The 17,483-nt window shown below is 63.8% G+C and carries 17 protein-coding genes; 4 read left to right on the top strand and 13 right to left on the bottom strand.

From position 1 onward, the window contains the following. The gene (aroC, locus tag AC0V6T_RS00570) at positions 1 to 1,086 is read right to left on the bottom strand and encodes a chorismate synthase (RefSeq protein WP_007165318.1); all 1,086 of its coding nucleotides are present in this window, start codon (positions 1,084 to 1,086) and stop codon (positions 1 to 3) included. 302 nt (positions 1,087 to 1,388) lie between these two features. Here aroC and ruvA point away from each other — a divergent pair, with 302 nt between their 5' ends. From ruvA to ruvB, 3 genes are read left to right on the top strand one after another with little or no spacing between them, the layout of a single operon-like run. After that, positions 1,389 to 1,997 carry a Holliday junction branch migration protein RuvA gene (gene ruvA / locus AC0V6T_RS00575; RefSeq protein WP_486123385.1) on the top strand — a complete coding sequence of 203 codons (609 nt, stop codon included), beginning with the start codon at positions 1,389 to 1,391 and terminating at the stop codon, positions 1,995 to 1,997. After that, positions 1,994 to 2,515 carry a DsrE family protein gene (locus AC0V6T_RS00580; protein WP_486123387.1) on the top strand — a complete coding sequence of 174 codons (522 nt, stop codon included), beginning with the start codon at positions 1,994 to 1,996 and terminating at the stop codon, positions 2,513 to 2,515. The genes ruvA and AC0V6T_RS00580 overlap by 4 nt, the downstream gene beginning before the upstream one ends. Next, a complete protein-coding gene (gene ruvB, locus AC0V6T_RS00585) occupies positions 2,512 to 3,555 on the top strand; it encodes a Holliday junction branch migration DNA helicase RuvB (RefSeq protein WP_007165315.1) in 1,044 nt (347 codons plus the stop codon). The genes AC0V6T_RS00580 and ruvB overlap by 4 nt, the downstream gene beginning before the upstream one ends. A gap of 601 nt (positions 3,556 to 4,156) precedes the next feature. On the opposite strand, the gene AC0V6T_RS00590 is transcribed toward ruvB, so the two are convergent. The 5 genes from AC0V6T_RS00590 to AC0V6T_RS00610 form a co-directional block, all read right to left on the bottom strand. After that, positions 4,157 to 5,251, bottom strand: a complete 1,095-nt coding sequence (locus AC0V6T_RS00590; RefSeq protein ID WP_486123389.1) for a hypothetical protein — start codon at positions 5,249 to 5,251, stop codon at positions 4,157 to 4,159. Positions 5,252 to 5,275: 24 nt separating this feature from the next. After that, positions 5,276 to 5,692, bottom strand: coding sequence for a hypothetical protein (locus AC0V6T_RS00595; RefSeq protein ID WP_486123391.1), 417 nt, complete (start codon positions 5,690 to 5,692; stop codon positions 5,276 to 5,278). Positions 5,693 to 5,794: 102 nt separating this feature from the next. Beyond that, positions 5,795 to 6,268 carry a rhodanese-like domain-containing protein gene (locus AC0V6T_RS00600; protein ID WP_486123393.1) on the bottom strand — a complete coding sequence of 158 codons (474 nt, stop codon included), beginning with the start codon at positions 6,266 to 6,268 and terminating at the stop codon, positions 5,795 to 5,797. 9 nt (positions 6,269 to 6,277) lie between these two features. Continuing rightward, positions 6,278 to 8,950 (bottom strand): aconitate hydratase AcnA, encoded by a 2,673-nt coding sequence (gene acnA / locus AC0V6T_RS00605; protein ID WP_486123395.1) that lies wholly within the window; start codon positions 8,948 to 8,950, stop codon positions 6,278 to 6,280. A gap of 150 nt (positions 8,951 to 9,100) precedes the next feature. Beyond that, a complete protein-coding gene (locus AC0V6T_RS00610; protein WP_486123397.1) occupies positions 9,101 to 9,997 on the bottom strand; it encodes a DMT family transporter in 897 nt (298 codons plus the stop codon). 182 nt (positions 9,998 to 10,179) lie between these two features. Between AC0V6T_RS00610 and AC0V6T_RS00615 the strand changes: the two genes are divergently transcribed. Further along, the gene (locus tag AC0V6T_RS00615) at positions 10,180 to 11,562 is read left to right on the top strand and encodes a L,D-transpeptidase family protein (RefSeq protein WP_486123399.1); all 1,383 of its coding nucleotides are present in this window, start codon (positions 10,180 to 10,182) and stop codon (positions 11,560 to 11,562) included. On the opposite strand, the gene AC0V6T_RS00620 is transcribed toward AC0V6T_RS00615, so the two are convergent. From AC0V6T_RS00620 to ispG, 7 genes are read right to left on the bottom strand one after another with little or no spacing between them, the layout of a single operon-like run. Beyond that, positions 11,525 to 11,980: a hypothetical protein gene (locus AC0V6T_RS00620; RefSeq protein WP_486123401.1), complete on the bottom strand. Its 456-nt coding sequence runs from the start codon at positions 11,978 to 11,980 to the stop codon at positions 11,525 to 11,527. The genes AC0V6T_RS00615 and AC0V6T_RS00620 overlap by 38 nt on opposite strands. After that, entirely contained in the window at positions 11,970 to 12,683 is a 714-nt protein-coding gene (locus tag AC0V6T_RS00625; RefSeq protein WP_486123403.1) for a murein L,D-transpeptidase catalytic domain-containing protein, read from the bottom strand. The genes AC0V6T_RS00620 and AC0V6T_RS00625 overlap by 11 nt, the downstream gene beginning before the upstream one ends. A gap of 49 nt (positions 12,684 to 12,732) precedes the next feature. After that, positions 12,733 to 14,181 (bottom strand): NAD(P)-binding protein, encoded by a 1,449-nt coding sequence (locus tag AC0V6T_RS00630; protein ID WP_486123405.1) that lies wholly within the window; start codon positions 14,179 to 14,181, stop codon positions 12,733 to 12,735. Then, positions 14,182 to 15,120 (bottom strand): histone deacetylase family protein, encoded by a 939-nt coding sequence (locus tag AC0V6T_RS00635; protein WP_486123407.1) that lies wholly within the window; start codon positions 15,118 to 15,120, stop codon positions 14,182 to 14,184. It abuts the gene before it with no gap. Then, the gene (locus AC0V6T_RS00640) at positions 15,120 to 15,662 is read right to left on the bottom strand and encodes a manganese efflux pump MntP (RefSeq protein WP_486123409.1); all 543 of its coding nucleotides are present in this window, start codon (positions 15,660 to 15,662) and stop codon (positions 15,120 to 15,122) included. Before AC0V6T_RS00640 ends, AC0V6T_RS00635 begins: the two co-directional genes overlap by 1 nt. Positions 15,663 to 15,677: 15 nt before the next feature. Next, positions 15,678 to 16,181: a thioredoxin family protein gene (locus AC0V6T_RS00645; protein ID WP_486123411.1), complete on the bottom strand. Its 504-nt coding sequence runs from the start codon at positions 16,179 to 16,181 to the stop codon at positions 15,678 to 15,680. A 7-nt stretch (positions 16,182 to 16,188) separates the two neighbouring features. Then, positions 16,189 to 17,337, bottom strand: coding sequence for a flavodoxin-dependent (E)-4-hydroxy-3-methylbut-2-enyl-diphosphate synthase (ispG, locus tag AC0V6T_RS00650; protein ID WP_486123413.1), 1,149 nt, complete (start codon positions 17,335 to 17,337; stop codon positions 16,189 to 16,191). Positions 17,338 to 17,483 lie beyond the last annotated feature (146 nt).

Here is a 17,483-nt window from a genome sequence, read left to right on the forward strand (position 1 = left end):
TTACCCCACCTGAGCGCGATGCATCAGCTTTGCGTCGGCCAGCACCAGCGCCATCATCGCCTCGACCACGGGCGTTCCGCGAATGCCGACGCAGGGGTCGTGGCGGCCCTTTGTGCGGACCTTGGTGGCTTCTCCGTCAGACGTAATCGAGTCCACCGGGGTCAGGATCGAGGAGGTCGGCTTGAACGCCACGCGGCAGACCACCGGCTGACCGGTCGAGATACCGCCCGCCGTGCCGCCAGCATGGTTGCTTGCGAAGACCGGCTTCCCGTCCTCGCCCGGGCTCATCGGGTCGGCGTTCTGTTCGCCAGTGAGGCGCGCTGCTTCGAAGCCGTCGCCGATCTCGACGCCCTTGGTCGCGTTGATGCTCATCATCGCGGCGGCAAGCTCGCTGTCGAGCTTGGCATAGACCGGCGCGCCCCAGCCTGCCGGCACGCCCTCGGCCACGCACTCGACCACTGCGCCAAGCGATGATCCGTTCTTACGGGCAAGATCGACCAGTTCCTCCCAGCGTTTCGCGGCCCAGCTGTCGGGGCAGAAGAACGGGTTCTGGTCGATGATGGCGTAGTTGATCGCGTCGCGCTCGATCCGGTCGCCGCCAAGCTCGCACACGAAGCCGGTGATCTTGACCTCGGGAATGATGAGCCGAGCGACCGCGCCTGCCGCCACACGAGCAGCGGTCTCGCGCGCGCTCGAGCGACCGCCGCCGCGATAGTCGCGGATGCCGTATTTTGCGTCATAGGTGTAATCGGCATGTCCGGGTCGATAGGCCTGCGCGATCTCCGAATAGTCCTTCGAACGCTGGTCGGTGTTCTCGATCATCAGGTGGATCGGCGTGCCGGTCGTCACCTGGTCGCCTTCGGATGTGGTGAACACACCCGAAAGGATGCGCACCGCATCGGCTTCCTTGCGCTGGGTGGTGAACTTGTTCTGGCCCGGCTTGCGCGCATCCATGAAGGGCTGGATATCGGTCTCGCGCAGCGGAATGCCCGGCGGGCACCCGTCCAGCACTACGCCAAGGCCGGGGCCGTGGCTTTCCCCCCATGTCGTGAATCGCAGGGACCGTCCGAAAGTGTTGAAGCTCATGGCTCCAAGCCTTTAGCGAAAGCGGCGGCGGTGTCGAGAATTCAGCCGATTTCCTACACGCAGGCGCGACGATATGGTGTGCGATCATGATGAACGGATGGAGCCTTTGCGATGCGCGAAATGCTGGCAAAAATCGGAAAGTCACACATCCTACAGCGGATTTTGCGAATTATCACCTCGAAACAGAGGCTTGAGAGACTGAGCAACTTTTCCAAACCATACCGATGCGCGTTCCACCCTCTGCTGGCGATAAGCGCGGCGCGGGGGTGGCGTTGCGATGCGCCTTGGGCCAAGAACAAACCATGATTGCAAAGCTATCAGGACGCCTCGACGAGATCGGCGAGGATTGGGCGATCGTCGATGTGCAAGGCGTGGGTTACCTCGTCCATTGCTCGGCCCGCACGCTCAGTGCGCTGGGCGAAAAGGGCGAGGCGTGCACCGTCCACACCGACCTTCAAGTGAGCGAGAACGACATGCGCCTCCTTGGCTTTGCGGAAAGCGCCGAGCGCGACTGGTTCCGCCTGCTGACACAGGTTCAGGGCGTGGGGTCGAAGGTTGGCCTCGCAATCCTCTCGGCGCTGTCGACCGGCGAATTGCGTGATGCCTGCGCCGCGGGAGACGCGGCCAGCGTGGCGCGAGCGAACGGTGTGGGGCCGAAGCTGGCCGGGCGGATCGTCAACGAGCTTAAAGACAAGGCCGGCGCGCTGCCCGGCGGCGGAATGGCGGGAGTGCCCGTGGGCGCCGCAGCCCCCGCAGGCTCGGCCAGCGCCGATGCGGTGAGCGCGCTCGAGAACCTTGGCTTCAAACCCGCCGTGGCCGCACAAGCCGTCGCCCGCGCTACCGCCGAACTGGGCGAGGATGCGCCCGAAGGCGACCTCATCCGCGTTGCTCTCAAGAAGGCTGCATCATGAAACACGCTCTCGCCCTTGCTCTTGCAACGCTCATCGCAAGTCCCCTCTCTGCCCAACAGGCGAGCCGAGAGGGTTTCGCAACCGGCCCCGTGTTCGAGGAGTTCGGCCCGCACGCGCCTGTCCCAGAGGCTGAACCGATCCCCAGCTTCTCGCGCTTCGAGATCGCCTTCGACGTCGCCACCGCTGCCGAGGACGGCGCGCGTAATCGCGGGTTCGAGAGTGCTGCCCGCTTCATGAACATGCACGTCGCAGCCGGAGTGCCTGAGGACCGCATCAAGCTCGTGGTGGTAGTCCATGGCCGAGCGGCAGGCGACTTGGTCAGCGGCGAGGGCAACACCTCCGAGCCGATGATCCGCGCCATGCTCGATCGCGGCATTCGCTTCATCCTGTGCGGCCAGAGCGCGGCAGCTCGCGGCGTCAATCCTGACGAGCTGATCGAGGGCGTCGAGATGCAGCTCTCCGCCATGACCGCCCACGCGCTGCTCCAGCAGCAGGGCTATTCGGTGAACCCGTTTTGAGCGATCTCGACCCTCCTATCCACTCCGGCGAGAACCAGCCCGGCGACCCGGACACGGCTCTGCGGCCAAAGCGGCTTGCGGAGTTCATCGGTCAGGAGGCGGCCAAGGACAATCTGCGCGTCTTCATCGATTCGGCCAGGGCGCGCGGGGAAGCGATGGATCACACGCTGTTCCACGGGCCTCCGGGCCTCGGCAAGACGACGCTGGCGCAGATCGTCGCGGGTGAGCTTGGCGTGGGGTTTCGGGCAACGTCCGGACCGGTGATCGCCAAGGCGGGCGATCTGGCTGCGTTGCTCACCAACCTCGAGCCGCACGACGTGCTCTTCATCGACGAGATCCACCGCCTCAATCCGGTGGTCGAGGAAGTCCTCTACCCCGCGATGGAGGACCGCGCGCTCGACATCATCATCGGCGAAGGGCCATCGGCAAGGAGCGTGCGGATCGATCTGCCGCCCTTCACTCTGGTCGGGGCGACGACGCGTCAGGGGCTGCTGACGACCCCCTTGCGTGACCGGTTCGGTATTCCGGTGCGCCTGCAATTCTACACCCATGACGAGCTCGACCAGGTGGTAACGCGCGGCGCGCGACTGCTCGGCCTCGACATCGAAGCGTCGGGCGCGCGCGAGATCGCGCGGCGCTCGCGCGGGACGCCGCGTGTGGCGGGCCGCCTGCTGCGGCGCGTGCGTGACTTCGCGCAGGTCGCAGGCCAGGTCACCGTGACCCGCGCGATGGCGGACGATGCGCTCACCCGGCTCGAGATCGACCGGCTTGGCCTCGACGCGATGGACCGCCGCTACCTCACCATGATCGCGGAGACCTACAAGGGCGGGCCGGTCGGGGTCGCGGCGATATCGGCGGGCCTGTCCGAACAGCGCGACACGGTCGAGGAGGTGATCGAGCCCTACCTCATCCAGCTTGGCCTGATCGCCCGAACCGAACGCGGGCGCATGCTTAACGATGCCGGCTGGGAGCATCTCGGAGTCGCAAAACCGGTGTCGCGTGGCGGCGCTCAGCCCTCGATGTTCGACGAGAACGACTAACACAGCCGCCGTTTTCGGTGTCAAAACGGGACAGCACCCCCGAAAAGCGCCCGATTCCGGCGTTCCGGCGCCGCTAACAAGCACCAAACATGGTTAACCGCATTGCCGTGATCCGGACTCCGATCCCATGACAGTATTGGATTTGGTGAAGGTGCGGGTGGGCCGCATCCAGCCAGGGCAGGCAAACAAGGTTCGGTTCTATGTCGATCAAACTGGCAACAGCGAAACTCGCAGCGACCGCTGCAGGCATCGCCCTTCTGCAGGGCGGGGCAGTGCGCGTCGCGGAGCCGATGAACACCGATCAGCCGCGCTTCACGACCGACGCCGACGGCAAGCTGGTCGAAGCGCAGCCAATCGCGGTGAAGGGCCAGCCTGAACCAATCTACGTCAAGGATCAGTCGCGCGTTCGCGAGCTTCCGCCGCTTCCCGAGCCTGATCGTCGTCGCCGCATCGTTGAGCGCACGATCGAATGCCAGCCGATTCCCGGCGGCTTCGGCGCAGCCGGTGCTGGCGCTGTTGCTTACAACGACGCGGGGCTGCCCGCAGGCGCCACAAGCGCCTACATCGACGCGGCTGAATGCCCGCCGATTGCGCAGGTCGCCTATGCACCCGCTCCGCTTCCCCCGCTTCCGCCCATCACCGGTGGCGGCGGCGGCTTTGGCGGTCCGGTCTTCGGCGGCTTCGGTGGAGGCTTTGGCGGCGGTTTCGGGGGCGGCTTCATTGGCGGCTTCTTTGGTGGCGGCGGTTCGTCATCGGGCGATCTCGGCGTCTCGACCACGACCACCACTTCGGGCGGCGATTTCAGCTCGACCACCAGCGGCGGCAGCTTCAGCTCCTCGACGAGCGGCGGCTCCAGCTCCACCTCGAGCGGTGGCAGCGGCGGCTCTTCGGGTGACATCAATATCGACATCGACGTCGATGCCTCGACATCCTCGGGCACGATCTCCTCGACCACCACGTCGGGCAGCGTGACGTCGACCTCTTCGACCGGCTCGATCAGTTCGTCGACCGGCGCAGTGTCTTCGAGCACCGGCGGCGTGTCGACCTCCACCGGCGGTGTTTCGACTTCGACTGGCGGAGTATCGAGCTCGACCGGCGCAGTCTCGACCTCGTCGGGTAACGTCTCAAGCTCCTCGGGCAATGTCTCGAGTTCGTCCGGGAACGTCTCCAGCTCCTCAGGCAACGTTTCGAGTTCCTCGGGCAACGTCAGCAGCTCGTCTGGCAACGTGTCGTCGAGTTCGTCGTCGAGCAGTTCCTCATCGAGCAGCTCTTCGTCCTCCTCATCGTCTTCGTCCTCGGGCGGCAATAACGGATCGAGCGGGGGCTCGTCCGGTGGTTCGGGCTCGTCGAGCTCTTCGGGTTCGTCCTCGTCCGGTTCCTCATCGTCCTCTTCAGGCGGTAGCGGCGGTTCGTCGGGCGGCTCCGGTTCGTCCTCGTCCTCATCGTCGAGCAGCTCTTCAAGCTCGTCGTCTTCCTCAGGCGGCAGCTCGGGTGGCATGACCAGCGGCGGCAGCAACGGTGGCAGCGGCAGTTCGTCGAGCTCATCCTCGTCGTCGAGTTCCTCGTCTTCGAGCTCGTCCTCGGGCGGAGCAACCAGCGGCGGTAGCTCAGGGAACATGACCAGCTCCACGAGCTCGTCCTCGTCCTCCAGCAGTTCCTCCTCTTCGTCTTCGTCGGGCGGTAGCTCGGGCGGCATGACCAGCACCGGCGGGTCGAGCGGTCACCCTGGCACCACGACCGGCGGTTCGTCGGGTGGATCGGGTTCGTCGAGCAGTTCTTCGAGTTCCTCGTCGTCCTCCAGCAGCTCGTCCTCGTCGGGCGGCTCGTCGGGCGGCAGCAATGGCGGCTCGTCCAGCTCTTCGTCGTCGGGTTCGAGCTCGGGCAGCTCCAGCTCCTCTGGCGGCAGCACGTCAAGCTTCGGTGGTTCGTCTTCGTCCAGCTCGTCAGGTTCTTCGTCGAGCGGCAGTTCGGGTGGCAGCACCTCGAGCTTCGGCGGAAGCAGCAGCAGTTCGTCGTCGAGCTCCAGCTCCAGCTCGTCGTCCTCGTCGAGCAGCGGTGGCACCGAAGTGCCTGCACCGCCGATGATGATCCTGTTCGGCCTTGCCGCGGCAGCGATCCTGGGACGCAAGAAGTTCAAGGTCGGTAACTCGCGCGCTCAAAGCTGACCTGGAAAGACTAAGGGCGGCACCCCCCCACGGGATTGCCGCCCTTTTGCTGTCCGATTGGTGAGCCCGCGCGACTAAGGCGTTTCGACCGCCTCGCCCGCTTCTTGCCACGCAAGGATGCCTCCACCCAGATGCGCCGCGGGTTTGCCGGTGTGAGCGGCCAGCTTCTCGCCTGCGATGCCCGAACGTCGTCCCGAGCGGCAATAGAGCACCACTTCGCGGCTATCCCCAAGGTCGAGGCTTGCCGGGTCGAAATCGCCGAGAGCAACATGCTCAGCGCCGGGAATGACGCCTTGAGCGACCTCTTCCGAGGTTCGCACGTCGATCAGGCGGATCTCGCCACCGTCGAGCTTTGCCAGAAGCTCCTCGACCGAAAGGTCGACGACGCTCGTCTCTTCGGCCGTGGCGGGAATGGCTTCCTTCGCCATCGCGAGTTCATAGCCAAAAGGCGGGCTCGAATCGCGCCCTTCGTCCTTGTCCTTGCTCGGCGCGCAGGCCGCGAGGGCGAGAACTGTTAGCGAGGACAGGACAAGGCGCGGTTCGATCATGGTTGTTCCTTAGGCGGCGAGCTTGCGCAGCACGTAGTGGAGGATGCCCCCGTTGCGATAATACTCCATCTCGTTCGCCGTATCGATACGGCAAAGCGCATTGAAGGTGAAGGTCGTGCCATCGCCGCGAGTGGCTTCGATCTCGATTGTCTGGCCCGGCGTGAGGTCGGCAAGGCCCTTGATCGAGAAGGTGCAGTCTGAATCGAGCTCGAGCGTCTCGCGCGTGGTGCCTTCTTCGAACTGCAGCGGCAGGACGCCCATGCCGACGAGGTTCGAGCGGTGAATTCGCTCAAAACTTTCGACGATGACCGCGCGCACACCCAGAAGGATCGTGCCCTTCGCCGCCCAGTCGCGCGAGGAGCCGGTGCCGTATTCCTTGCCGCCGACGACGATCAGCTGCGTGCCGTCCGCCTTGTGCTTCATCGCGGCGTCGTAAATCGGCATCTGCTCGCCGTTATAGGTGGTCACGCCGCCTTCGACGCCCGGGACCATCTCGTTCTTGATGCGGATGTTGGCAAAGGTACCGCGCATCATCACGTCGTGATTGCCGCGGCGCGAGCCGTAGGAGTTGAAGTCCTTCTTCTGCACCTGGTTCGACTTGAGATACTCACCGGCGGGCGAGTCCTCCTTGATCGCGCCAGCAGGCGAGATGTGGTCGGTGGTGACGCTGTCGCCGAGGATCGCGAGCGGCTTTGCATCCACAATGTCGGTGATCGGAGCCGGCGTCATATCCATGCCCTCGAAGTAGGGCGGGTTGGCGACATAAGTCGAACCTGCGCGCCACTGATAGGTGTCGGAAGGCTCGACCGTGATCGCTTGCCAGTGCTCGTCGCCGTCATAGACATTGGCGTAGCGGCTTTCGAACATCGAGCGATCGATGTTGGCAGCGCGGTGCTCCGCGATCTCGGCATTGGTCGGCCACAGGTCGGCGAGCATGACGTCATTGCCGTCCTGATCCTGACCGAGCGGCGTGGTGGTGATGTCCTCGGTGACGGTGCCCTTGAGCGCGTATGCGACCACCAGCGGCGGCGATGCGAGGAAGTTGGCGCGCACGTCAGGCGACACGCGGCCTTCGAAGTTGCGATTGCCCGAAAGGACCGAGGCCGCGACGATGTCGTTGCCGTTGATCGCCGCGCTGATCGGCGGGGCGAGCGGGCCCGAGTTACCGATGCAGGTGGTGCAGCCATAGCCGACAAGGTCAAAGCCGATCGCGTTGAGATCGTCCTGCAGGCCCGACTTCTCGAGGTAATCGGTCACAACCTGCGATCCCGGTGCGAGCGAGGTCTTGACCCAGGGCTTGGGCTTCATACCGCGCTCATTCGCCTTCTTGGCGACGAGACCGGCAGCAATCAGCACGTCGGGGTTCGATGTGTTGGTGCAGCTGGTGATGGCGGCGATCACGACGTCGCCGTCGCCAATGTCGTGGTCCTTGCCATCGACGCCGGTACGGTGTGGCGCATCCTTGCCATAGACCGTCTTGAGGTCGCCGTTGAACAGCTCATCCACCTCGGGAAGGATCACGCGGTCCTGCGGACGCTTGGGTCCGGCAAGGCTCGGGACGACCGAGGAGACGTCGAGTTCAAGGGTCTTGGTGAAGACCGGCTCATTGGCCGGATCGAACCACATACCCTGTTCCTTGGAATAGGCTTCGACCAGAGCGATCTCTTCTTCGCCGCGGCCGGTGAGGCGCAGGTACTCGATGGTCTTGTCATCGATGCCGAAGAAGCCGCAGGTCGCGCCGTATTCGGGCGCCATGTTGGCGATGGTTGCGCGGTCGGCGAGGGTGAGGTTAGCAACGCCTTCGCCGTAGAATTCGACAAAGCGGCCAACCACGCCCACTTCGCGCAGCATCTGCACGCAGGTGAGCACAAGGTCGGTTGCGGTCACGCCTTCGGCCATCTTGCCGGTCAGCTTGAAGCCGACGACTTCGGGAATCAGCATCGAGATTGGCTGACCGAGCATCGCAGCCTCGGCTTCGATCCCCCCGACGCCCCAGCCCAGAACGCCAAGGCCGTTGATCATCGTTGTGTGGCTGTCGGTTCCGACGCAGGTATCGGGATAGGCGACCATTTCGCCGTTCTCGTCAGCGCTCGACCAGATGCCCTTGGCGATGTGCTCGAGGTTGACCTGGTGGCAGATGCCGGTGCCCGGAGGGACAGCGGAGAAGTTCTCGAAGCTCTTCGAGCCCCACTTGAGGAAGTCATAGCGCTCCGCATTGCGCTCATATTCGAGCGCCATGTTGGCTTCCATCGCCTTGGGGTGGCCGAACTCGTCGACCATAACCGAGTGGTCGATGACGAGGTTCACGGGAACCTGCGGATTGATCTTCTGGGTGTCGCCACCGAGTTCCTTGATCGCATCGCGCATGGCGGCAAGGTCGACAACGCAAGGGACACCGGTGAAGTCCTGGAGCAGAACGCGCGCCGGGCGGTACTGGATTTCGCTGCCGGTCTTGGGATCGTTCTGCCAGTCGACGATCGCCTGGATGTGATCGCGGCCCACGGTGAAGCCTTCGTCTTCAAAGCGAAGGAGGTTTTCCAGCAGGACTTTCATCGAGGTCGGGAGCTTCGACACATCGCCAAGCTGCTCGGCAGCTTTGGAGAGTGAGTAGTAAGCGTAGCTCTTGCCATTCACGTCGAGAGTGGAACGCGTCGAAAGGGTGTCCTTGCCGGTGGCTGTCATGGGGTTATCGATCCTTTGTAGGGGCCCGCCAATGTGATCCCACTTGCGGGCGGAAAATCTGTCGCTGCAAGTGCTAGAGAGAAGGGGCTAGGTCAAGTCAAAGCGCCCGATTTGCGACCTTTTGCTAGTCGATTTGGCCCACTTGCGCGCTCAGGCCGGTTCAGGCTGCCTCTCGCGGCCCTTTCGCGTCGCCAGCCAGCACCCGGTCACAATAAGCGCCGTACCTGCCAAGGTCGGGATCGTGACCGCCTCACGGAAAAAGACCCAGCCAAGAACGCTCGCCCACAAAAAGCCTGAATATTCGATAGGAACCAGCGCTTGCGCTTCGGCGCGAGCATAGGCCCAAGCAAATGCCATGGCCCCGCAAACGGTGAGAACTCCGGCAAGAACCAGCGGGAGGATCGCTTCGGTTGCTACCGGCGTTGCGAGGAAGGGGGTGCCCAGCAGCAGGACAGCTCCGCCGACCCCGCTATGGAATGTCGCAATCTCTACCGGCCCGGCCATCTGCGACTGTCTGCGAATAACGATGAAGTTGTAAGAGTAGAGCAGGGCCGATACGAGCAGCGAGGCGAGGCCAAGCGCTGCGTCATTGTCGAAACTGTCCTGCCCGATCTTTCCGCTGATGATGACGATCGTTCCTGCGAAGCCGAGCAGGCTTGCGAAGATCGCCTTGGGCTGGATCACTTCGCCCAGCAAAATGCGCGCAAGATAGAGCGCGATAAGAGGGGCGATGAAGCTGATTGCAATGGATTCGGCGAGCGGAAGCTTGGTCAGGGCATAGAAGAAGGTCAGCGCCATGAAGGCCGAGATGATGCCGCGCTCGATATGCAGTTTGAGCGTTGCCCATTTCGGCCAGCCCGTGCGCTGCCACAGCCAGAACGGCGCGATGATCGCTGCCCCGATGAGCGAGCGCAGAATAGTCGCGGTGTAGGTTCCGGTCGTGAGCGCGGCTTCCTTCATGAAAGCGTCCATTGTCGAAAGGCACCCCACGCCCAGGGCCGCGACAGCGAAGGGTATCAGCCGGGAGAGGGGGGAAGGCTCGCTCATCGTGGGCTCGCTTTACGGCCAGTGCGCGGCTGCGTCACGCGTCTGACGCTCAATGGCTGTGCACCGATTAAGGTGAGGGCAAGCTGATTTGCTTGATAGCGCCTGTGAAACCGGAGTATATTTGGCTTCGAGACGCATTGCCGCCCGGTCGTGAGGCGGCTTTGCGCAAAGGGATGATACACATGCGTAATTGGGTGAGCAGCTTGGCAACCGGTGTCGCGGGTGCGGCACTTCTGGCGAGCGGAGCGCTCGCGCAAGACGAAACTGCGCCGATTGAGGAAGCGCCTTCTCAGCCCGAAACCCCCGCCGATGCGAGCTTCGACGAAGCCTTTCCGCGCATGGTTTCCGAGCCGCTGGTGCAGGGCGACCTTGCACCTCCCGGACCGCTGGTTCAGGAATGGGAAGTAAGCAATGTCGACGCTCTGATCAGTGTGATCGAAGGGATCGAAGCCGAAGGTCTCGATCCTGCCGACTACAACCTGACCGAGCTCAAGACGCTCGCCGCACAAGGTCGCTCCGAAGTGCTCGATGCGACGGCTTCGAAGAGCTTCGTCTGGCTGGTTGAGGACCTGCGCGATGGCCGCACTCCGATGTCGGCGCGTGTGCAGTGGTTCGTCGTCGATCCCGACCGCGACACTTATCGCACCGGCGATCTGCTGACCAAGGCTCTCGAAACGGGCGATGTCGCGGGCGTTCTTGCAGAGCTGAACCCTACGCACCCCGACTATGCTCGCCTTCGCGAAGAGCTGGCGGTGACGCCGGCGGAAGAGGCCGACAAGCGCAAGCTGATCCGCGCCAACATGGATCGCTGGCGCTGGCTCGCGCGCGATCTTGGCACGCAATATCTCATCACCAACGTGCCCGAGTATCAGCTGCGCCTGACCGTGCGCGACCGCATCATCAGCACATACCGCACCGTCGTCGGCAAGCCGGGTCGCACCGCTACCCCGCAGCTTGCCGAGATGGTGGAGGGTGTGGTGTTCAACCCGACCTGGACCGTGCCGCAATCGATCGTGAAGGGCGAAGGGCTTGGCGAACGCGTGCTCGGCAATCCGGGCTGGGCGCGCGCCAACGGCTACACCGCTACGCGCGGCAGCAATGGCTGGATCACGGTTGTGCAGCAGCCGGGTCCGGGCAACTCGCTGGGCCGGATGAAGCTCGAAATGCCGAACCCGCATGCGATTTTCTTCCACGACACCCCCTCACGGCACCTTTTCGCGAACGCCAACCGCGCGTTGTCACATGGCTGCATCCGGACAGAGCGCGCGCTTGAACTGGCAATCACCATGGCGATCCTCGGCAAGGGCGCTACCCGCGACGAGGCGGTCGAAATCGCGACCTCGGGCAAGTACACCAAGGTGATGATCGAGAAGCAGCTTCCTGCTTACATCACCTATTTCACCATGGGCGTCGATATCGAGGGCGAGCTTCGCACCTTTGACGATATCTATGGACGCGATGCGCCGGTCCTCGCCAGCCTCGACAAGCCGCGCGAAGCGAACCGTTCGGGCGAGAGCGATGACGAAGTTATCGTGATTGAGAACGATCCGCGCGGCGAGGCCTGAGCGCCCACCACAGTCCCAGCGCCGCGCCCCACACAAAGGGCGTCGTGAAAGCGTAGTCTGACGCTTGCGAGTACTCGTCCCACATGAACAGCGCGATGCAGGCGATCTGCACCGCGGTGGCAAACCCTAGGCTCACAGCCAGCGAGAGAAGGCTGCCGGGCTTCAAGCGCATGATGAGGAGCGCGCTCGGGATGCCGAAAGCGACTGCGCAAGGGATCACGTAGATCAGGCTGATCCAGCCGAACATGACCGGAGCCAGTGGCACCATCCACCAGTTCTCGAGCAGACCCGGCATGTTGCCTTGAGAAAGGAGCGTCAGCGTCAGGACGCCGCCGCCAATTCCCGCGCCTGCGACCATCGCAAGCCAGAGCGCATAGGCGAGGCGGTAGAGTGGTTCCTCGCCGAGGCTAGTAAACACCCGGATTGTACCGCTGGGTCAGATTCGGCTTGGCAGGCTGCAACACGGCAAGCTGCTGCTCGCGCGACAGCATCGCGCCGTCTTCCTGAAGTCCCAGGCTGTCAGCGTAGAGCAGGCGTCCGCCCGACAGGTTCATCAGCGCGTAGCGGAAGTCGTCCTGGCCAAAGGCGAAGCAGCCGTTCGAACGGCCAAGACGGCCCCAGCGATCGACATGCGAAGGTTCGGCATAGGCGGCGCGGTGCATGACGATATACCGGCGCAGCGCGGCATCGTTCGTCTCGTCGAGCCCGCCGAGCCTCACCGAAGTGCCATAGCGGCCCTGATACCACTCCCAAGTCACGTAGGCGCCCTTGCTCGTCGCGTTGGAACCTTCGACGTTGGAGTAAGTGTTGAGCCAGCCATCATGTTCAGGATCGGAGCCCGCGCCGTGGCTGCAATGGGCTGCGCTCACGTCTTCGCGGTCGAGGTTGACGAAGTAGAAGCGCGGCTTGGCCGAGTGAACGCCGAAATCGGCAATCCCGACGATGTCGCGCCGCCAGATCGCATCGCCTGCACGGTCAAGCTCGCGCTTGGCGATGTCGAACAGGGCGCGGTCGCGCTGGCTGCCAGCGCGCGGCTGGGCGGCGAGTTTCGCGGGCAGACCGGGAACGGCCATGGCGGCACCGGCGGCAAGGCCGGACTTGAGGAGATCGCGGCGGTTCATATCAACACTACTATTACCTCAAATATGAGGTTCCCGTGAATCCCTTTTCTTACGCAGCTTCATGAAGCGCTTTCGCCTTCATTCCAAGCTGGACGATGCCGGGCATGTTCGCCTGGATTGCAGGGGCGACTTTCGACAATGCGGCAAGGCGCGGGTCATTGTTCGCGATCATCTCAGCCACCGCCGGACCGGTCGGATGAAGGCGGCTTTTCGCATTGAAGGCGTTGGTCTTTTCGTTGTTCGAAAGGATCGCGGTGCTCATGAGGTTGGCCATCACCGCATAAGGATAGGTGTCGGTCGTATCGGTTAGCGGAGCCGGCGGGCAAAGTACATTGCGCTCCTCATCGGTCTCGAAATTGGCTTCGAGGAAGGCTGCGAGCGAGGCGCTGTAGGGCACGAACGGCGTCTGCGCCAATTGCAGCGTGATGGTGTCGCCATCGAAGAACGGGCGGGTGTTGGCGCGCTGTTCGAAGGGGACGGCGCTGGCGGTGCAATTGATGAAGAGCGTGTTTTCCGGAAGCTCAACCCGCTCGTCCCCGAACAGCATCGCCTCCGGCTCGAGCGCGGTAACGCGTCGGCCGCGATGCACGTTTGTGATCTGGCGCAGCAGCGCGACTTCTGCCTCGGATATGACGGCATAGTGGAACATCTTGGGCGTGACATCGGGGTCGATCCGAAGCATCGTCCCGCGCTCGTCCAGCTTCTCGAACATCTCGTCGCCTGTCTCGGACGACGCCGCGCATTCGGCAAGGTCGACCTGAAAGCGGATGAGGTCCTCGATGTGATGCTTGGCCGGTTGCAGCAGCTTGCGGTTGAACATCCAGCTGTCGCGCGGGCGGACCCAGTCGATCTTGTCCGGCGCAACGCCCGCTTCGAGCAGCCAAACGGCGGTGTCCATCGCGGTCTTGCCGCCGCCGATCACGACATAGTGATCGGGAAGGTTCTGAGTATCCTTCCAGAGCGCGGGCAAGTCACCCGGATTGGCAAAGCGCGTCCCCTCGGCGATCTCGAAGCCGGGCTTGTGCGTTGCAGGAACGCTGGTCTTGAACCACGTTGCATCGACCAGCTTGCGGCGCACATTGAACTGGATCGTCTCGCCCGACAGGATATGCCGCGCCGAATGAACGGCGCCATCCTTGCCGACATATTCGGTGAGCGAGTGGTATGCGACGCGTCCGCTCGGGATCAGGCGCTCGCTCATCAGCTTCGAATAGTAGGCGAGGATCTCCGAATGCTTTGCGAGCGGATACATGCCGGCATTGTGGCCGTGCGTGTCGACGCGGTCGGGACACAATTCCATCGAGTTGACGCCGTAAGTCGCGCTCGGCTGGTGCAGCGTCACGAAGGAGTAGGCGTCGTTCCAGTGCCCGCCTGGGGCCGCGTGCTTGTCGATGATGGTGATGTGGCAGTCAGGGTCCTCGTCGATCAGCGTGTCGGCAAAAGCGAGGCCAACGGCTCCGGCTCCAACGATGAGGTAGTCGGTATCCTGGCTGCTCATTCACACTCTCCCTGATGCGCGCTGATCTGCGGCTTGGCTCCATAGCGCATTTTCCTCGGCCATGGCGAGCATCGAGCGCGCATGGCGTGCCGCGACCGCGCGCTGATCGTCGCCGTACCCGCCGCCGAGCGCCGAAGCGACCGCGAGTCCGCGTTGCCGCGCCTCTCGCACAACGAAGCGATCGCGCTGCATAAGCCCTTCATCGGTGAGGGCGAGCCTTCCCAGCTTGTCCTCGACATGGGGATCGACGCCTGCCTGGTAGAAGACGAAGTCGGGCGCAAAGCTGTCAATGATGCGGGGCAGGTGCTTGTCGAGCGCTTCCATGTAGCCATCGTCATCGGTCCCGTCGGGTAGACCGATATCGAGAGTAGAACGCGCTTTTCGCACCGGGAAGTTCTTCTCGGCATGGACCGAGAGCGTGAAGACGTCCTCGCGCCCGGCCAACAGGCTGGCGGTGCCGTCGCCCTGATGGACGTCAAGATCGACAATCAGCACACGCGCCGCATCGCCTTGTGCGAGCAGGCGGTTGGTGGCGACGGCGAGGTCGTTGAAGACGCAGTACCCCGCTCCCGTATCGCCAAGCGCATGATGGCTGCCCGCCGCGCTATTCGCGGCGTAGCCGTGCTTCAACGCAAGCTGCGCTGCGAGCCATGTGCCGCCATTCGTGTGCCGCACGCGGTCGCGGATACGCTCTGTTACCGGGAAGCCGATGCGGCGTTCCTTGGCGTGGGGGACCTGCGCGCTGAAGACCTCTTCAACGTATTGGGGATCATGCACCGCCTCGAGCCAGTCGCGCGGCATTGGATCCGGCGCGTGCTCCGTGATCGCAGCGCCTGATCCGCGCAGCTCCTCCATCACGAGGTAGTACTTGTCGAACTTGAATGACCCGCGCGTGGGGCGCGGGGCCATGTAGTCGGCGTGGTGAACGACGTGGAGCATCAGATGACAGCTGTGTGTTCGAGGGCGATCTTGCAACCCAGCGCGATCAGGATCAGCCCTCCGAATACCCCAGCGGGACGTCCAAAGCGCTCGCCCGCGGCCTTGCCCAATTGCACTGCTGCGAGCGATAGAGCGAGCGTGCACGCCGCGATCAGTGCGACCGTGATCGGCGGATCGAGCGCGATCTCGGGCAGCGCAACCCCGGCGGCGAGAGCGTCGATCGAGGTGGCGAGCGCTGCTCCGAGGAGCGCGGCGGTCCCGAGGATCGGGCGCGCTTCATCGTCTCCGCCGCCGCGCAGCATCAGCAATCCGATAGCCACAAGCAAGGCGAAGGCTATCCAGTGGAAGACGCTCCCGGCCCAGACCAGCGCCGCCTTTCCGAGCGCCCATCCAAGCGCCGCCATCAGGCCTTGCGCCAAGCCGAAGACCAGCGCGATACGGACCGTCGGACCCAAGTCGGGACGGAACCGCGCGCCTTGGGCGAGCGCAACCGCGAACGCATCCATCGCCAGCGCGACAGCGAGCAGCAGCGCCTCGATCACGCCCGTGCCGTCTGCTTATCCCGCAAGGCTCGCCAGCTCGTCGTAGATGGCCTCTTCGCTGCGACTTGCCGCATTGCGCCAAGTCGTCGCGGTCTCGGCATTCACCAGCGTGCCGTCTGCGGTGAGCACCAGCACGTTGGGCGTGCCGGGCAGGTCGTCGAGGCCAAAGCGCTGCGCGATGTCGAGATTGTGGCCGTCACCTTGCTGAGGCATCCCGATATTGACGAAGACGAGCTCATATTGCTCGTCGACCAGCGCGCCGATCCGCTCGCTTTCGAGCCATCCGGCAAGCGCGCGGCTGTCGTGACACCAGTTGGCGCCCATGACCAGAAGCACGCGCTTGTCAGCCTCTGTCGCTCGGGAGAGCGCGGCGTCGACGTCGCCCATCGCATCGCTGGAGACAGCGTAGGATCGCGCCTCGGGGTAATCGTGAGCGGCATGACCGCCAGTGTCGGCAATGGTCGCGCAGCCGGTTACGAGGAGGGCTGCAGCGAGACCTGCAAGGATTGGCCTGATCATGCGGGCGTTACTCGGCGGCTTCGGCTTCGGTGGCATGCGGGTCGAAGGCAACCTCTTCGCCAGCCTCGATCTTGGCGGCCTTCTCCTCGACGAGGCGCACGATGTGGTCAAGCATGTCCTCATCCTCGATCGTGTGCGCCTTGACGCCGGAAAGATAGACCATGTGCTTGCCCGATCCGCCGCCGGTGAGGCCGATATCGGTCTCGCGCGCTTCGCCCGGGCCATTTACCACGCAGCCGAGTACGCTGAGGCTCATCGGCGTCTTGATGTGTTCGAGGCGCTTTTCCAGCGTTTCGACCGTGCGGATCACGTCGAAGCCCTGACGCGAGCAAGACGGGCACGAGACAACGCGAACGCCGCGGGTGCGAAGGCCCAGCGCCTTGAGCATCTCGTAACCGACCTTGACCTCTTCCTCCGGCTCAGCGGAGAGCGAGACACGGATTGTGTCGCCAATCCCCGCCCACAGCAGCGAGCCCATGCCGATCGAGGACTTGACCGTCCCGCCGATCAGCCCGCCCGCTTCGGTGATGCCAAGGTGGAGCGGGCAATCGACCGCGTCGGCAAGCCCGTGATAGGCGGCGACCGCGAGGAACACGTCGGAGGCTTTCACCGCGACCTTGAATTCGTGGAAGTCGTGATCCTGCAACAGCTTGATATGGTCGAGTGCGCTTTCGATCAGCGCTTCGGGGCAGGGCTCTCCATACTTCTCCAGCAGGTCCTTTTCGAGGCTGCCTGCATTCACGCCGATGCGGATCGCGCAGCCATTGGCCTTTGCGGCGCGCACCACTTCGGCGACCCGGTCATCGCCGCCGATATTGCCGGGATTGATGCGCAGGCATGCGGCGCCTGCATCGGCGGCTTCGAGCGCGCGCTTGTAGTGGAAGTGGATATCGGCAACGACCGGGATGTTCGCCGCGCGCGTGATGAGCGGCATCGCGGCGGTCGCATCCTCTGTCGGGCACGAGACGCGGATGATGTCGCAGCCCACGTCCTCACACCGCCTGATCTGGTCGATCGTTGCGGCCGCGTCTTCGGTGGGCGTGTTGGTCATGGTCTGCACCGTGATCGGCGCATCGCCGCCGACGGGCACATCGCCGACCATGATCTGGCGACATTCGCGCCGTTCAACCGTTCGCCAAGGGCGGATTGCGTTCATCTAACTGACCTGATTCCTGAAAGTGGACCGCATGTTACACGGTCCAGGGCAAAATAGCATGTCTGTCACCTTGGCCGCCCAAAGTGTCACCTTGGACGCCATTCGTGTCACCATATGGCGGCGGTTTTTCAGATTTGCGACCCTTT

This window comes from Erythrobacter sp. S158 (genome assembly GCF_057364915.1).

Excerpts from the sequence above, each read along its gene's own strand:
- AC0V6T_RS00610 (WP_486123397.1), bottom strand. The coding sequence starts at position 9,997 with ATGAGCGAGCCTTCCCCCCTCTCCCGGCTGATACCCTTCGCTGTCGCG.
- ispG (WP_486123413.1), bottom strand. The coding sequence starts at position 17,337 with ATGAACGCAATCCGCCCTTGGCGAACGGTTGAACGGCGCGAATGTCGC.
- AC0V6T_RS00645 (WP_486123411.1), bottom strand. The coding sequence starts at position 16,181 with ATGATCAGGCCAATCCTTGCAGGTCTCGCTGCAGCCCTCCTCGTAACC.
- acnA (WP_486123395.1), bottom strand. The coding sequence starts at position 8,950 with ATGACAGCCACCGGCAAGGACACCCTTTCGACGCGTTCCACTCTCGAC.
- ruvA (WP_486123385.1), top strand. The coding sequence starts at position 1,389 with ATGATTGCAAAGCTATCAGGACGCCTCGACGAGATCGGCGAGGATTGG.
- AC0V6T_RS00580 (WP_486123387.1), top strand. The coding sequence starts at position 1,994 with ATGAAACACGCTCTCGCCCTTGCTCTTGCAACGCTCATCGCAAGTCCC.
- aroC (WP_007165318.1), bottom strand. The coding sequence starts at position 1,086 with ATGAGCTTCAACACTTTCGGACGGTCCCTGCGATTCACGACATGGGGG.
- AC0V6T_RS00635 (WP_486123407.1), bottom strand. The coding sequence starts at position 15,120 with ATGCTCCACGTCGTTCACCACGCCGACTACATGGCCCCGCGCCCCACG.
- AC0V6T_RS00615 (WP_486123399.1), top strand. The coding sequence starts at position 10,180 with ATGCGTAATTGGGTGAGCAGCTTGGCAACCGGTGTCGCGGGTGCGGCA.
- AC0V6T_RS00590 (WP_486123389.1), bottom strand. The coding sequence starts at position 5,251 with ATGCCGCCCGAGCTACCGCCCGACGAAGACGAAGAGGAGGAACTGCTG.
- AC0V6T_RS00625 (WP_486123403.1), bottom strand. The coding sequence starts at position 12,683 with ATGAACCGCCGCGATCTCCTCAAGTCCGGCCTTGCCGCCGGTGCCGCC.
- AC0V6T_RS00600 (WP_486123393.1), bottom strand. The coding sequence starts at position 6,268 with ATGATCGAACCGCGCCTTGTCCTGTCCTCGCTAACAGTTCTCGCCCTC.
- AC0V6T_RS00630 (WP_486123405.1), bottom strand. The coding sequence starts at position 14,181 with ATGAGCAGCCAGGATACCGACTACCTCATCGTTGGAGCCGGAGCCGTT.